This is a genomic window from Rhodococcus sp. NPDC060176, from assembly GCF_042728675.1.
Taxonomy (GTDB): domain Bacteria; phylum Actinomycetota; class Actinomycetes; order Mycobacteriales; family Mycobacteriaceae; genus Rhodococcus_F.
The window spans coordinates 627323-641718 of sequence record NZ_JBHWYS010000001.1 but is presented as its reverse complement, the minus strand read 5'-3'; the positions used below and the strand labels follow the sequence as shown (position 1 = coordinate 641718).

Sequence of the window (14396 nt, the reverse complement as noted above, 5' to 3'; positions counted from 1 at the left end):
TCGGGGTTAGCCTGTAATGACCCACCGGCCGAGGAGCAAATGTGCAGCCACTTTCTGTAGCCCTCCCGCAAGCGACGACAGGTCCGAGGAGTAACGGGCCGCGTGTCGGCACCACCCTCGGCGCCCTCATGCATTCCACGGACAAGTCCGTGATCGAGCTACTGGAAAGCCCGGACGGGCTTGATGTCGAAATCCGTTCGATCGCCCTCGTCGAGTCCTCCGACATAGACGGCACCGACAGCCGAGGTGCGATCTCCGACATCTATCTTCCCGTCGGGGTTCCCGAATCGACGCTCACGCAATGGCTGCGAAAGTTCGAGGGCAGGCCGCCACGGCGTCGGCCGAAGCTCCTGCTCGTCAAAAATGCACGCGAGGCGACGGCGGTACTGACCGCCGCACGTAGCATCGGTATCGCCGTGGCCGCGGTCCATCCGCAGGCCAGTTCCGGCCACGTCTATTCGCTTGTACAACGTCTTCTGACGCAGAGCTTGTATCGTTCGCGAGCCGCCGCCGGCGCTGTATCCGGCGGTGATTCCGATTTGTTCGCGCTCTCGGAAACGATCGCCGAATTGACCGGTGGACTCGTCACGATCGACGACACCGCACTGCACGTCATTGCATATTCTGCTGCTCACGAGGGCGAAGACGAGCTTCGTCAGCTCTCCATACTCGGCCGGGAATGGCCGATCGAATACACCGAATGGATCGAGAAAAGGGGCGTGTTCGAGCATCTCAGGCGCTCGGACGAGGTCATCAGTCTGCCATCCGAGCTGAGCATCGGCGCCGCACACCGTCTGGCTGTGAGCATTACCCGGCCCAGCCAGCCAGGGCCGACGGGTTCCGTTGCGCACCAACATAATCTCGGAAGCATCTGGATACAGCAGGCATCCGGACCTCTTTCCGACGACGCACGAGCGGTATTGCGCGGCGCCGCCGCTGTCGCCGCGCGCATTCTCATGCGGTCGTTGGACGCCTCCAGCCGCGAGAACGCCCAAGTGGAAAGGCTGTTCGGCGTTCGCTCGGGCGGGGTCGACATGCACTCACTCGCCGGCTCGTTCGGCATCAGCACCGACGGACCGGCTGCGGTCATCGGATTTGCGACATCACTTGCACCCGGATCGAATCTCGATCGAATCACCAACGCCTTGCGCCTGCGTGCCAGCGCATTTCGCCACGATGCCGTCACGACGATCATCGACAACCGGATCTACGTGCTGTTCCCGCAGGCCGAGCACGAGGTCGCGATCAGCGACTGGGCTTACGACACCGTGCGAGTGCTCGAAAGACGTGCGGGTATCAGCGTCCGCGCGGCCGTCGCAGTGCCGATCGCGCGGTTGCACGGCGTACCCGAGGCGCGTCGAGAAGTGGACCGCGTGCTCGATACCACCGATGATCATGGAACTTCGAAGGTCACCACACTCGCGGCGTCACGCACCGCGGTATTGCTGGGCGAAATACTCGACCTCGTCGCTGATCACGAGCGATTGCGCGACCCTCGTATCGACAGACTCATCTCCTACGACGACAAGAACACCTCTGACATGCAGTTCACGCTCACTGCCTACCTGACGGCGTTCGGGGACGTGAAGAAGGCCGCATCCTCTTTGAAAGTGCATCCGAACACGCTGCGCTACCGCATCCGGCGCGCTGAACAGATCATGGGCATTTCGCTGGACGAGCCGGACACGCGACTTCTCACCGAACTGCAACTCGCCATTTTGGGACGCACCCCGGACGAGTCTGAACGGTACGAAACGTCCGATCAGTGAGACGGATCTCGGACCCGTCTCGAACTCTCGAGTAGACAACTGAGGAAGCCGAAGAACAACTCTCACCTCAGGAGATACCTTGCGCACTCGTGGAGCCGTCATTCGCCAAGCACCAGGCACATACGAGGTGGTCGATCTCGAACTCGATTCACCCCGCAGTGGCGAACTCACCGTCAAGATGGTCGCCTCCGGACTGTGCCACTCGGACGACCACATCGCCAGCGGCGACCACGGCGTAGGCCGCTACCCCATCTGCGGCGGGCACGAAGGCGCCGGAATCGTCGTCGAGGTCGGGCCGAACACCGAAGGGTGGTCCGAGGGTGATCATGTCGTGTTCTCTTTCCTCGCCGCCTGTGGCCGTTGTCGTTGGTGTGCAAGCGGAATCCAGAACCTCTGCGACAACGGCGCCGCCATCATGACCGGCAGCAGACCAGGCGAAACCTCGAGCTACAGAATGTCTCTCGACGGTCAACCCGTCGCACAAACCTGCGGCCTGTCCACCTTCAGCGAATACACCACGGTCAGCACTCTCTCGGCTGTGAAGGTCGACAAGCATCTGCCCCTCGACGCTCTGTGCCTGCTCGGCTGCGGCGTCGGAACCGGTTGGGGCGCCGCCGTCAACTCCGCTCAGGTGTATCCCGGGCAGACCGTCATCGTCATGGGGGTCGGCGGAATCGGAATCAACGCGGTACAGGGCGCCTCGCACGCCGGCGCCGCCCACGTGATCGCGGTGGACCCGGTCGCTTTCAAGCGCGAGAGTGCATTGAAGTTGGGCGCCACCCATGCCGTGGCCACCATGGAGGAAGCCACCGACATAGCGCGCTCGTTCACCAACGGCCAGGGCGCCGATTCCGCCATCGTTACCGTCGGTGTCACCACCGGAGAACATGTCGCGCAGGCATTCTCGTCGATCCGAAAGGCCGGAACATGCGTCGTCACCGGCCTCGGGAAGATGGCGGACGTCGGAATTCCCGTGAGCCTGATGGAACTCACGCTGTACCAGAAGAGAATTCAAGGATCCTTGTTCGGCGCGTCGAATCCCACCGCCGACATCCCCTGGATGATCGATCTCTACACCAGCGGCAAACTCGAACTCGACGGACTGATCACCAACCGGTACACCCTCGACCAGATCAACGACGGCTTCGCCGACATGCATGCCGGTCGCAATCTTCGCGGGATCATCACCTTCTGAGCGAGTTCTCTCCGGACTTTCGAACGAAAGCAAGTCCGGAGAGATCCTCACTACGGCTTCACCAAGCGTTCATGGTGTCGAGGATTTGTCCTCTGGCCATCCACAATTCAGCAGACCAGTACGGCCACGAATGAATTCCGGCGGGCGGAAAGCTGTACGTCGCTGGGATTCCCAAGGATTTCAGGCGAATTTCGAATGCACGCGCATGAACCCACGAGAGCGCCTCGAGACCCATACCCGTCGCCGTGTGGAAGTAGTCGATCGGCGCAGATGGGTGATCGTACGGTCCCGGGATGCCGTTGGACGACGAAATGTACATCGACAGTCCGCGAAGCGATTCCGCGTTGACAAACGGGTCGTTGCGAAGCCAGCCCGACGACCACGGCGGGCCCCACATCGAGTCGACGTTGTACCGCCCGGCATCGAACATCGCTACCCTGATCGCTTCACGCATGCCCGGCCCCGAGATGTTGATGTACCCGGACAGTGAGCCTGCGAACTTGAACTGATCACGATGGTGCCCAGCCAGGTTCAATGCCGCGCTACCACCCATCGACAACCCGATGATCGCGTTGTTGGTAGGCGAAACACCGTACCCCGCAAGAAAGTCTGGAAGCTCACGAGTGAGAAATGTTTCCCACCTGTACGTTATCGGCTGGGCGTTGAAGTTCGACGGCGCGTACCAGTCCGTGTAGAAACTCGACTCTCCACCCACCGGCATCACCAAAGTGATGTTGTCGTTGCGGTACTGATCGAATGCGTTCGTTTCGAAACTCCAGGCATTCCTGTCGTTTTGCGCGCGAAGACCGTCGAGCAGGTACAGCGCGGCGTTGCCACCGCGCGCGGCCCACTGCACCTGAACCTTGATGTTTCCCATCGAAGACGGGACCCACAACTCGTCGTAACCACCCCATGGCGCCGAGCGCGCCGGAGCAGCACTCGCGGCGGTCGGACCGAACATACCGCCGAGCAGGAATATCGACAACAACGCCGCTAGGAGCACCCGCACCCGCCGTGTATTGCGTTCGGGCAACGTGAATCTGATTCTCTGCAAGGTTGTGTCTTTCCCCGAAACTGCGCATGAAGAAACTGCTCCGGTAAGTGCATCGTCGGTTCCACTGTCGACGTGTTTGTCCCTTTGTGGGGTCTTCGGTGTTACAAAGCCGAGGTCATCGCAGCAAACGGACAACTGTCATGCCGAGCGAATCCGGGTGGCGAAAAGCACAATTCACGAAGCACGCTCTCTGCGCTCACTCAGCCGAGCAACGAAGCGATCGCGTCTCGCCCAGCAGCGGCACAAGCTTGGTCCTGCATTCCGTCTGGAGCGCCACCGACGCCGATACCGGCGATCGACCCGGCTCCCGCCTTCAATGTGACTCCACCTGCAAGGAAGAGAGTGCCGGGAAGGTCGGCGATGGTCGATCCTTCGCCTTTGGTACGCTGCAAGAGGTCACTGGTGTCGGCTCCGAAAGCCGCAGAGGTGTATGCCTTCTCGCGTGAGGCTTCCACCGTGTGCTGGGCTGCGTTGTCGCCGCGCACCATGGCGATGACATTGCCGGCACGGTCGACGACGGAGACGGTGACGAAGCCGAGACCGTCGGCGCGGCATTTCGCCAGCGCTGCACCGGCAGCCGTCACTGCTGCGTCGGCGCTGAGTCGATTCTGAGTGACAACTGCCGAATCGCCGCTCGCAGCAGGCTGCTGCGTGGCAGTAATCGACGTCGTGCTCGATGCGTTCGCCACCGGTGTGTCGGTGCTCGAGCAGGCGGCGCTCGCAAGGATCGCGACAACCGGAATGGCGACAGCAAGCGTCCGGGGCAGTCGTGTGTAAATGCGGTGGTTCATGATGGGCACACTTTCAGTCGAGTGGTTCGAAACCGTCCAATACAGCGTCGCGTTCCGGTGAGGGTCCGCACATCGGGCGCTCGGGTGGCGAACAGTGCCCACAACGGCTACCGAGATGTCATCCGAATGGTTGATACGAGGGCCAGGCGCACTCCGTAACATTCGAGGGATGAGCAGTGGAGCCACGACGGATGCCGACGCCGACCTCGGCCTACGCGGTCCGTTGGCGTACGCGATCCACGCGTCGTTCTTCGTGCTGCTGTCCACGTCCGGCGTTCGGTACGTCGCAGTCCACGGCACCAGCGGTCGGTTCGGGGTGGTGCTCGTCCTGGCCGTGGTCCTCGCCCTGCTCTACGCCGTCATGGCTACGGTGTCCTCGCGAGAGGTGGTTCGCCAACGGCTGTGGATGTGGCCGGTACTGAGCACGTGGGCAGCGTTGGTCTGGCTTGCACCGAGTTTCGCGTGGTGCGCCTTCCCGGTTCTCTTCCTCTGCATTCGTCTGTATCCGAGCAAGATCGCCTACCCCCTCGTCGGGATCCTGGGGGTCCTCGCCGGTATCGCGTTTTACCGGGTCACCGGTCGCGCCGAATTGGTGACCCTGCTCGGGCCTCTGTGCACCGCTGCACTGGTCGCGGCAGCGTACGGTCAGATGGAACGCGATGCCCGAGAACGTCTTCGGCTTCTGCGCCAGGTGGCGGAAGCGCAGTCGGCACTGGCAGATACCGAACGGGCTGCCGGCGTTGCCGCTGAACGAGAGCGCCTCGCTCGCGAGATCCACGACACCGTTACCCAGGGGCTGGCAAGCGCCCTACTTCGGCTCGAGGCAGCCGAACAAACCTGGAATACAACGGGTTCGCCGTCTCGAACCGATGTCGATGCCGCGACAGAGAACATCCGCACGAGCCTGATGCAGAGCCGCGACCTCGTCCATGACCTCGCACCGGCCAAAGGTGGCCCCGCTGATTTCGACGCCCTGGTCGTTGCCGCCGCCCGCCAGTTCACCCCTGATGTTCGGGTTCGCACTGTGGGCGAACCGGTCGCCGTGCCGCCGGACGTGGCTCACGCCATCGTGCGAGTGGTCTCGAGCGCGTCGTCCAACATCGCCCGCCACGCTCGCGCCGAAACAGCGGGCGTGACGATCACGTATCTCGACGACTCCGTCTCCGTAGACATCTTCGACGACGGCGTCGGCTTCGATCCGGGAAAACTCACCGACCATTCTCGGTACGGTGGATACGGCCTACGCGCGATGCGGAGCCGCGTGGCTCAGCTCGGCGGATCGTTCACCGTGGAAAGCGCACCGGGAGACGGCACCGTCGTCGCAGCCCAGTTCCCACTCGAACGGAGGATCCGATGACCACCGCTATTCGAGTGTTCCTCGTCGACGACCATCTGGTCGTGCGCGCCGGGCTGAGAGCGCTGCTGGACACTCAGCCGGACGTCGAGGTGGTCGGCGAAGCATCGTCCGGCGAGGAAGCGGCCACGGCGATACCTTCCGCCTCGCCTGATCTGGTGATGATGGATCTGGACATGGGCTCCGGCATGCACGGTGCGGAAGCGATCAAACGGCTTCGCAACGACGGGGTCGATGTTCCCGTACTCGTTTTCACGACCTATGACACCGACGCCGACGTCGTACGGGCCGTCGACGCCGGTGCCATCGGCTATCTACTCAAGGACTCGACTCCCGACGAGATCTTCGGAGCGGCGCGCGGCGCGGTTGCCGGGCGCAGCGTTCTCTCCCCTACCGTGGCCTCCCGTCTAGTTCAGCAGATGCAGCGCCCGCAGGAAGCCCTCACCGCGCGTGAGTCCGAACTGCTCAGTCTGCTCGCCGAGGGGATGACCAACCGCGAGCTGGGCAAGGCGCTTTTCATCAGCGAGGCGACTGTGAAGACACACCTCGGGCACATCTACGCCAAGCTCGGCGTCGATACCCGCTCTGCCGCAGTGTCCGTGGCACTACGTCGTGACGGAATACGCTGACCTTGTTATCCTTTCGACTTCAGAACGGGAAGGTCTGAGCGGCAGCCCGGCTGGTTCGCCACTGCCAGGTGGTGAATTCATCCCAGCTGCTTTGAGTTCCGAATCTCGCGCCGTTTCCGGAGGCACCCGCACCGCCGAATGGTGCATAGGCATCGTTGTTCAACGTCTGATCGTTGATGTGCACTATGCCGGTCCGCAGGCGGTCCGCGATCCGCTCGCCGCGTTCCACCGATCCTGTTTGAATGGCCGCTACCAGACCGTATTCGCTGTCATTGGCAAGTCTGACGGCCTCGTCTTCGTCCTTGACGACCACGACGGGCGCCACGGGTCCGAAAATCTCTTCGCGGAACGCGGGCATGTCCGAGGTGACACCGGCCAGGACGGTCGGCTGATAGAACAGCCCTTCGTAGGTTCCACCGGCGCGGATTTCGGCGCCGGCTGCCTTGGTGCCCTGGACGATTCGATCGACGTTGGCGATCTGCCTCGCGTTGATGAGCGGACCGAGAGCGACGTTACCTGTGTTTGGGTCCCCGACAGGCAGGACCGAGGCGCGCTTGGCCAGCAGGTCCAGGTACTGATCGGCGACCGACTCCAGCACGATGTGTCGGCCCGCGGTCATGCAGACCTGGCCCTGATGCAGGAACGATCCCCACGCACCCGCCGAACTCGCGGCATCGAGGTCTGCGTCGTCGAGGACGATCAGAGCATTGTTCCCACCCAGCTCGAGCGAGACGCGCTTAAGCGTGCGGCCTGCTGTTGCCCCGACCTGACGGCCGACTGCGGTCGAACCCGTGAAGGACACCATCGCGATGCTGGGGCTCTCGCACAATGCCTGACCAGGCTCCGCGTCACCGGCGAGCACATGCAGAAGACCTTCCGGAAGACCTGCTGCCGTGAATAATTCCGCGATGACTGCGCCGCCGCTGATCGCGGTTTGAACGTCCGGCTTGAGAACGACACCATTTCCGAGCGCCAAGGCGGGCGCGACAGCGCGCATGGCGAGGAGAAGCGGGAAGTTCCACGGGCTGATTACGCCGACCACGCCCAGGGGCACCCGGCGACCGATGCTAGTGCGCCCCTCCTGGCTGGCAGGCAGGAGGTGTCCGAACGGCTGTGTCGGCAGTGCCGACGCCTCCCACAGTTCGGAGATGACAAGATCAACTTCGAACGCGGCTTTCCCTGGTACGGAACCACCTTCACGAATCAACCAGCGCTCCACCTCGGCTCGCTCGGCTTCCAATATCTGCGCCGCCTTACGGATCACCGAAGCGCGGGCCTGCCCGATCGTGGCCGCCCACGCCGGCTGCGCGGCCGACGCGATGTGTGCCGCTCGATCGATATCCGCAGCAGTCGCCGTCCCGATCACACCGAGCACCTCGCCGGTAGCCGGTTCGACGGACTCGACGGTGTCACCGCCCCCATCGATCCATTGGCCGTCGAAAATCTTTCCGTGCCATTGCTGATGAGCGAGCAGATTCGTCATGAGTTCCTCGATTCGTAGCTTTCGCTGCGGCCCTCGCTGTTCGCGGGCCTGAGCTCTTCGCGAGCTTGAAAAGCGATCTGGAACACACTCTGCCCCGGTATTCGGGCTCCGAGTTGTCGTGATCGGACACGTTCGTTGTTCGGATGCGACAGATCAGTGACGTACTTCCGACGGCGCCGTACCGAATTCCGCTTTGAACGCACGCGAAAACGCCGGTGCGTCATGGAAACACCATCGCGCGGCCAGGACGGAGATCGAGTGATCGCGCAGTGAGACGTCGGTGAGATCGCGGCGTACACGGATCAACCGTTCTCGACGGATCAGCGCGTTGAGGGTCAGACCCCCGTCGCCGAAATGACGCTGAATTGTTCTCGGTGACATGTGCAGCGCACCGGCGATCGACGCGACCGAGAGATCCGGTGCATCGAGATTCCGAAGCACATATCGCAAGATCGCCTCACGCGAGGAACTTCCGGGTGTCGCGGGCGCAAAGTCTTGCACCAGGACTGCCGCAGCGAGATTGACTCCGGCATCTCCGAGAAGCCCTGCGGCGCTGCCGTCTACCTGCGATGCAACAGCGCCCGAGATGAAGGTCTGCAGCAATGCACCGGATCCGCGCCGGCCGTCGTGGATGCGCGCGAGCGCGCAATTCAGTTCTCGTTCGGTCAGACTCATTGCGCCGCGCGGTACGGTCATGACGGTGCACGACCAGTGGCCGTCGAAACGCAACGCGTACGGACGCTCTACGTCGTAGAGAATCGTCGCGCCGGGCGGGACCGTCAACTCGCGGTCGGATTGGCGCAGGATCGCTCGCCCGGTTCGGACCGTGCAGATCTTGAGCAGATCGCTACCGTGTCGCTTTGCTGCGCGTGTGCTCCGCCGCAATATCTGAGGTGAACCGGAGATGTCGAAAGCGCCTACGTCCCCGAGACTTACGCCGCTGACCGTGCCTACCGGCGCGGTATCGACGGAACTCTCGGGGCACAGGCCACCGAAGGTATCCGACATCTCGCAGTGCCACTGCTGCACAGATTCCAGCAGGCCCGGAGGCGTGGCAGACATGGCAGACATGGCGGGCTACTTGATCGAAGATCCGTGCTGCGTCAACGGCATGACCTCGATGCTCATGTACGGGAACAAGGGGAGATTCCAGAGAATCTCGTGCAGTTCGTCAGCCGACTCGACGTCGAAAATGCTGATGTTGCTGAACTGTCCCACAATTCGCCACAAATGAACCCACTTGCCCTGGCGCTGAAGGTCTTGTGAGTACGCCTTCTCCGTCGCGACGGTATCGGCGCGAACTTCCGGATCCAGGTCGCGCGGAATATCGACGTCCATCCGAACGTGAAAGAGTGCCATGTTCCTTTTTCCTCTAGTTCCTGGTCCAGGTCTTGACGGCGTCCATGTTCAGTTCGACTCCCAAGCCAGGCCCGGCGGGGAGGTGCAACTGACCCTCGGAATACTTCAGGGGTTCCTGGAGCAATTCCTCACTGAAGAGCAGAGGGCCGAAAAGTTCTGTTCCGAAGTTGATTCCCGGCTCGGCGCACGCGAAGTGCAACGAAGCTGCTGTGCCGATCGGACCTTCGATGGACGTCGCACCGTGGCACGCGATACCCGCGGCCTTGGCAATCGCGACGATGTCACGGCTGCGCTGCAGGCCACCGCACTTGGTGGTCTTGAGGGCGATGACATCGGCGGCGCTCCGGCGAGCGATTTCCAGAGCGTCGTGTGGGGTCTGCACACTCTCGTCGGCCATGATCGGAATTGGTAGAAGCCTGCTGAGTTCGGCGAGGACCTCGATTTGGTCTGCCGGAGTGGGCTGTTCGATCAGTTCGACTCCGCCCTCGGCGAGTTGTGGCAGGTACCGCAGTGCGGTGAAGCGATCCCATCGCGCGTTGACGTCGACGCGGACGCCGGCATGACCGTCGAGCGCCTGAGCGATCTCGACGATGCGCGCAACATCGACGGCAGGATCGAGTGCGCCCATCTTCAGTTTGAAGCTGAAATTGAGTCGGGCTTCGAGCTTTTCGTGAGCTTCCTCGATGATCTCCGCCGCCGGCGCCGCGCCCAGTGCCCACGTGACGTCGACGCTCTCACGGAAGGCCCCGCCGAGCAGCGTGTGCACGGGAACTCCCAGGCTACGAGCCCAGGCGTCGTGCAACGCGACATCGACGGCGGCCTTCGCGAATCGTGCATTGGCAACAACTTTTTCGATGTCGGCCATGATCGCGGTGATCTGATCCACGCGCCTGCCGACCACCACCGGCGCGATGTACTTCTCGATGATGACCTGCATCGTCTCCACCGATTCGCCGCCCCACCACGGCCCGCCCGGAACGACACCTTCGCCGTATCCGATCACTCCGTCGGAGGTGCGAATCGCGACCAGCAACAACGGCTGCGCCGTCATCGACGTGGTGGCGAATTTGTGGGGGCGAACCAGAGGAACGTCGAGGATGGTCGTCTCGATGGAGACGATCGACAGGTCTGTCATCAAATCACTTTCTATTGAGCAGTTGTGGATCAGGCCGGATCGAGCACGAAGTCGTATGTGACCCGGTTGGTTCCGTCAGCACCCGGCTTCGGATCGAGAATCAGTTCGGGCTTCGTCGCCGTTGCCACGTCGTTCTCGATCCACTCTCCATCCTTGAAATAGAGCTGGGTGGTGATCGTGCGCTTACCGGGAGCCTTCACCATGAGGTGCAGGTGAGCCGGACGCCACGGGTGCCAGCCGGCCTTCTCGATGAACCAGCCAGTGGGGCCGTCGGTCGGGATCTGGTACGGCGCAGGCTGAATCGTGGTGATCTCGAAGCGTCCCTCGTCGTCGGCGACGATCGTTCCGCGGAGGTTGCCGTCGGGGATGTGCGGCGCGAAATGAGAGTAGTAGCCTTCGTCGTCCGCGTGCCAGAGTTCGACGGTAGCACCGCTCAACCCCTTGCCGTCGAGATCGCGAACCTGGCCCTCGAAGACCAGCTTCGATCCAACCTCGTTCTCACGCATCGGAAGTTCACACTTGGCAGGCAACGTCTTGGCGTCGGCGACGTAGTACGGGCCCTCGATGCTTCCCTTGGTGCCGTGCTGGCCGCGGTACGCAACCTCCTCGACGTTGTGCTCGAGGAAGACGTCCAGCCACAGGGGCCACTCGCCGAACTGGCCGATGTCGATGAGCCACTGCTTGAGGACGCGGTACTCGGGGTAGGTGATGCCGTGCTTGTCGATGACGCCGGCGAGTGCCTCGAGAACGTCCTTGGCGATGGCCGAGACGCGCTCGGGCGGGGTGTCCGCGCTGACTCGTTCCTGGAGGAACTTGTCGGTGGCGGCAGTGCCCGAACCTACTGCGGTGGGGCTCTCGGAAGTTGTCATGTGGTCCTCCTCGGGGCCGTATGTGGCTGTTACCGGGTGGGTGCCGTACTGCTGGGCTGAGTCGGCTCCCCAAGTTTGGGTTGTACGCTATGCGTACATCTGTTACGCTCTGCGTACGCTTGTACTGTGCGCCCAGTCACAAGGTTTGTCAACCTTCGAAGGCGTCGAACAGGCATACCCGCAGATGAAAGGCCATTCCGTGAGCGAGAACGATCGCGATTACATCCAGAGCATCGAGCGTGGATTTGCTGTGCTGACGGCCTTCGACGAGAAGAACCCCAACCCGTCGCTCGCCGATCTTGCCGCCGAAACGGGTCTCTCCCGCCCAGCCGTCCGGCGCATCCTCCTCACGCTGCAGAAGCTCGGATACGTCACCGGTAACAACAGTCGGTGGTCGCTCACCCCACGCGTTCTGAGCATCGGGCAGCACTTCTCGGCATCACATGCCTTGACGGAGGCGGCGCTCCCTCGTCTGCTGGAGATCGCAGAACACACCCACGAGTCGGCGTCGCTCGGGGTGCTCGACGGCGTCGACGTGGTCTACGCCGCGCGTGTACCCGTCCGGCGGATCATGAGCATCAACGTCAGCGTCGGCACCAGAGTGCCTGCATATGCCACCTCCATGGGTCGGGCCCTGCTAGCTTGGGCGCCAACCGAAATCGTCGACAACGTCATCGCGAACTCCACGTTCGACGCCCTCACGCCCACCACGATCACCGACGAAGGCGCATTCCATACCGCCCTTCGGGTGGTGCGCGAGCAGGGATACGCGCTCACGTCCGAGGAACTGGAAGACGGCCTGATTTCCCTCGCCGCCCCCGTCCGCGACGCCGGCGGAAGCGTCGTCGGAGTAACAGCGTGCTCGACCTCGGCCGGACGAACAACCCCGGAAGCCTTCCGCGCCGACGTCGCGCCTTTCCTCGTCGAGAAGGCAAACCAACTCAGCGCGGACATGGGTTACCGAAGCTAGCGCCTCAACACCTCGGAAGGCAGCAATCCGTACTTACGCCGAAAGGAAGACGCGAACCGTCCGGTGTGCGTAAAACCCCATCTCACAGCGACATCGGTGACCGTCGTCGAGTCGTCGGCATCCACCAGATCTGCATGGACCCGCTCGAGACGGATGTCGAGCAGGCACTCCGACGGACTCCGGCCCACGTACTGCCGAAACCCCTCCTGCAATCTCCGTACGCTGACGCCCGCCACCTCGGCCATCTCCGCTGCGGTCCACACGCGGGCCGGGTCGTCGTGCATCTCGTCCAGCACACGCTTGACGATGCGTGGCCTGGCGTTGCTCACCGCGTCCTCGCTTTCAGGCATTGCAGCAAGGACGAATGCCGTGACCACGGCGCCGGAGAGCTGACCTGCCACCAGTTCGTTGTGCAGCACGCCGGCCGGGCCGAGTATCTGATCCGACAGTGAGCGAACAAATTTCAGCCATCTGGCCCCGTCGTCTCCCCGAAGATCCACCTGATCAGGCAAGTGCATTCCGGGTCGACCGAGGACCTTTTCCATCTCGCGGTCGAGGTACTGACGGTCCATCCGGACTCCGACGATCTCGCAGTCCGCACTCCACCGCGTGATTCTTGTGGTGATGTCGGGCGGACATACCGTCGCAACCCCCTGCGTCGAGAGCACGTGGGAGCCCGCGAACACCGACTCGAGCTCACCCGAGAGCGGGATGTTCACCCCATAGGCGCCGGGATGATCGGATTCGACGGCGACGTCTGCTCCCCACCGAATATGAGCGATCCGCAGCGGACCCAACTCGGTGGTGCACACCCCGACTCCACTGGCCGCATGCCGCGACAACGGCGTCAGCGTGTGCGGAAAATAGGCGTCCGAAACCGCATGACACGCCTCGTCCCAGTCGCGGGGAGCTGTACCGATCATGGAGTCGACCATCGTCCTTCTTCACCTTCCAAACCCGTGACCAGCCACATTGCCGAGCAAGGGCGCTGAACATCATTGAACACTGTGTCCCCGGTCACTTCCAAGAGAAAACGGGTACGGGCCGCGATCGGGTGCGCAATCCGGATAGCCACCGCGCTGTACGGATCGACCGAAGGCTGCGCCCGCCGTACGTTCGTCTTCACTCCCGGCGCGAGTCGCCCACTACTTCCCTCCCGCACTTCGCGGCACTCTCACTCAACCGCCATCCGACAAGGAGGTCCGGTCATGGAACAAAATCAGCTTCGAGGAATCTTCGGTCAATTCGCGAGCGGCGTCACCGTCATCACCTGTACCAATGCCGACGGTCAACCGCACGGAGCCACCGTCACCGCATTCACGGCCATTTCCCTGGAACCACGGCTGTGCCAGATCACGATGACTCGCAAGTCCAAGGCGTGCGGCTACCTCGGCAACGCGCCGTTTGCCGTCAACATCCTTGCCTCCGACCAAGTGGACACGGCCATGCATTTTGCCGGCCGACCGCAGCGCACCGAACCGAGGTGGATCGACGGACCGACCGCTCCCCTGCTCGACGGCGCCGCAGCAACCATCTCGTGCGTCCCGTGGAGGGAGTACGACGGCGGTGACCACATCATCTTCATCGGCGAGATCGTCGACGCTCAGTCGAGTGGCAAGGATCCGCTTCTGTTCTACCGAAGCACTTTTCACGATCTAGGCGCTACCTCGTCGACCACAGTCTGGAACGGAAGTCAGGACGACCCCCACAGCGGCTGGTTCGACGCCACCACTTCGTTCACCCCGATTCATCTTCAGCCCGCACCCCAAACGATCTGAAAGGCTTTGC

General features: G+C 62.7%; 14 protein-coding genes. 6 read left to right on the top strand and 8 right to left on the bottom strand.

Features of this window, described 5'->3' with window-relative positions:
* The first annotated feature begins 41 nt into the window (after positions 1–41).
* Both ACFWEM_RS02965 and ACFWEM_RS02960 read left to right on the top strand, forming a co-directional pair.
* Entirely contained in the window at positions 42–1769 is a 1728-nt protein-coding gene (locus ACFWEM_RS02965; protein WP_378531014.1) for a PucR family transcriptional regulator, read from the top strand.
* 79 nt (positions 1770–1848) lie between these two features.
* On the top strand, positions 1849–2964 hold the full coding sequence (locus ACFWEM_RS02960; RefSeq protein WP_378531012.1) for an NDMA-dependent alcohol dehydrogenase: 1116 nt from the start codon (positions 1849–1851) through the stop codon (positions 2962–2964).
* 58 nt (positions 2965–3022) lie between these two features.
* On the opposite strand, the gene ACFWEM_RS02955 is transcribed toward ACFWEM_RS02960, so the two are convergent.
* Complete coding sequence (locus ACFWEM_RS02955) at positions 3023–4009, bottom strand: alpha/beta hydrolase (protein ID WP_378532718.1); 987 nt, start codon at positions 4007–4009, stop codon at positions 3023–3025.
* 209 nt (positions 4010–4218) lie between these two features.
* Positions 4219–4809 carry a heme-binding protein gene (locus ACFWEM_RS02950; RefSeq protein WP_378531010.1) on the bottom strand — a complete coding sequence of 197 codons (591 nt, stop codon included), beginning with the start codon at positions 4807–4809 and terminating at the stop codon, positions 4219–4221.
* A 169-nt stretch (positions 4810–4978) separates the two neighbouring features.
* Here ACFWEM_RS02950 and ACFWEM_RS02945 point away from each other — a divergent pair, with 169 nt between their 5' ends.
* Positions 4979–6166 carry a sensor histidine kinase gene (locus ACFWEM_RS02945; RefSeq protein ID WP_378531008.1) on the top strand — a complete coding sequence of 396 codons (1188 nt, stop codon included), beginning with the start codon at positions 4979–4981 and terminating at the stop codon, positions 6164–6166.
* The gene (locus tag ACFWEM_RS02940) at positions 6163–6792 is read left to right on the top strand and encodes a response regulator (protein ID WP_378531006.1); all 630 of its coding nucleotides are present in this window, start codon (positions 6163–6165) and stop codon (positions 6790–6792) included. Before ACFWEM_RS02945 ends, ACFWEM_RS02940 begins: the two co-directional genes overlap by 4 nt.
* A gap of 19 nt (positions 6793–6811) precedes the next feature.
* On the opposite strand, the gene ACFWEM_RS02935 is transcribed toward ACFWEM_RS02940, so the two are convergent.
* From ACFWEM_RS02935 to catA, 5 genes are all read right to left on the bottom strand, one after another.
* Positions 6812–8275 (bottom strand): benzaldehyde dehydrogenase, encoded by a 1464-nt coding sequence (locus ACFWEM_RS02935; protein WP_378531004.1) that lies wholly within the window; start codon positions 8273–8275, stop codon positions 6812–6814.
* Between the two features lie 153 nt (positions 8276–8428).
* Positions 8429–9346, bottom strand: coding sequence for a helix-turn-helix domain-containing protein (locus ACFWEM_RS02930; protein ID WP_378531002.1), 918 nt, complete (start codon positions 9344–9346; stop codon positions 8429–8431).
* A gap of 6 nt (positions 9347–9352) precedes the next feature.
* Positions 9353–9634 (bottom strand): muconolactone Delta-isomerase, encoded by a 282-nt coding sequence (gene catC / locus ACFWEM_RS02925; RefSeq protein WP_138870757.1) that lies wholly within the window; start codon positions 9632–9634, stop codon positions 9353–9355.
* A gap of 13 nt (positions 9635–9647) precedes the next feature.
* Positions 9648–10769: a muconate/chloromuconate family cycloisomerase gene (locus ACFWEM_RS02920; protein ID WP_378531000.1), complete on the bottom strand. Its 1122-nt coding sequence runs from the start codon at positions 10767–10769 to the stop codon at positions 9648–9650.
* Positions 10770–10798: 29 nt separating this feature from the next.
* Positions 10799–11638 carry a catechol 1,2-dioxygenase gene (gene catA / locus ACFWEM_RS02915; RefSeq protein ID WP_378530997.1) on the bottom strand — a complete coding sequence of 280 codons (840 nt, stop codon included), beginning with the start codon at positions 11636–11638 and terminating at the stop codon, positions 10799–10801.
* A gap of 199 nt (positions 11639–11837) precedes the next feature.
* Here catA and ACFWEM_RS02910 point away from each other — a divergent pair, with 199 nt between their 5' ends.
* Entirely contained in the window at positions 11838–12608 is a 771-nt protein-coding gene (locus tag ACFWEM_RS02910; RefSeq protein WP_378447374.1) for an IclR family transcriptional regulator, read from the top strand.
* On the opposite strand, the gene ACFWEM_RS02905 is transcribed toward ACFWEM_RS02910, so the two are convergent.
* Complete coding sequence (locus tag ACFWEM_RS02905; RefSeq protein ID WP_378530995.1) at positions 12605–13543, bottom strand: AraC family transcriptional regulator; 939 nt, start codon at positions 13541–13543, stop codon at positions 12605–12607. The two genes, ACFWEM_RS02910 and ACFWEM_RS02905, sit on opposite strands and share 4 nt — an antisense overlap.
* Positions 13544–13816: 273 nt before the next feature.
* Here ACFWEM_RS02905 and ACFWEM_RS02900 point away from each other — a divergent pair, with 273 nt between their 5' ends.
* Positions 13817–14386, top strand: coding sequence for a flavin reductase family protein (locus ACFWEM_RS02900; protein ID WP_007729773.1), 570 nt, complete (start codon positions 13817–13819; stop codon positions 14384–14386).
* Positions 14387–14396 lie beyond the last annotated feature (10 nt).

Excerpts from the sequence above, each read along its gene's own strand:
- ACFWEM_RS02950 (WP_378531010.1), bottom strand. The coding sequence starts at position 4,809 with ATGAACCACCGCATTTACACACGACTGCCCCGGACGCTTGCTGTCGCC.
- ACFWEM_RS02945 (WP_378531008.1), top strand. The coding sequence starts at position 4,979 with ATGAGCAGTGGAGCCACGACGGATGCCGACGCCGACCTCGGCCTACGC.
- ACFWEM_RS02940 (WP_378531006.1), top strand. The coding sequence starts at position 6,163 with ATGACCACCGCTATTCGAGTGTTCCTCGTCGACGACCATCTGGTCGTG.
- ACFWEM_RS02935 (WP_378531004.1), bottom strand. The coding sequence starts at position 8,275 with ATGACGAATCTGCTCGCTCATCAGCAATGGCACGGAAAGATTTTCGAC.
- ACFWEM_RS02930 (WP_378531002.1), bottom strand. The coding sequence starts at position 9,346 with ATGTCTGCCATGTCTGCCACGCCTCCGGGCCTGCTGGAATCTGTGCAG.
- catC (WP_138870757.1), bottom strand. The coding sequence starts at position 9,634 with ATGGCACTCTTTCACGTTCGGATGGACGTCGATATTCCGCGCGACCTG.
- ACFWEM_RS02920 (WP_378531000.1), bottom strand. The coding sequence starts at position 10,769 with ATGACAGACCTGTCGATCGTCTCCATCGAGACGACCATCCTCGACGTT.
- catA (WP_378530997.1), bottom strand. The coding sequence starts at position 11,638 with ATGACAACTTCCGAGAGCCCCACCGCAGTAGGTTCGGGCACTGCCGCC.
- ACFWEM_RS02905 (WP_378530995.1), bottom strand. The coding sequence starts at position 13,543 with ATGGTCGACTCCATGATCGGTACAGCTCCCCGCGACTGGGACGAGGCG.
- ACFWEM_RS02900 (WP_007729773.1), top strand. The coding sequence starts at position 13,817 with ATGGAACAAAATCAGCTTCGAGGAATCTTCGGTCAATTCGCGAGCGGC.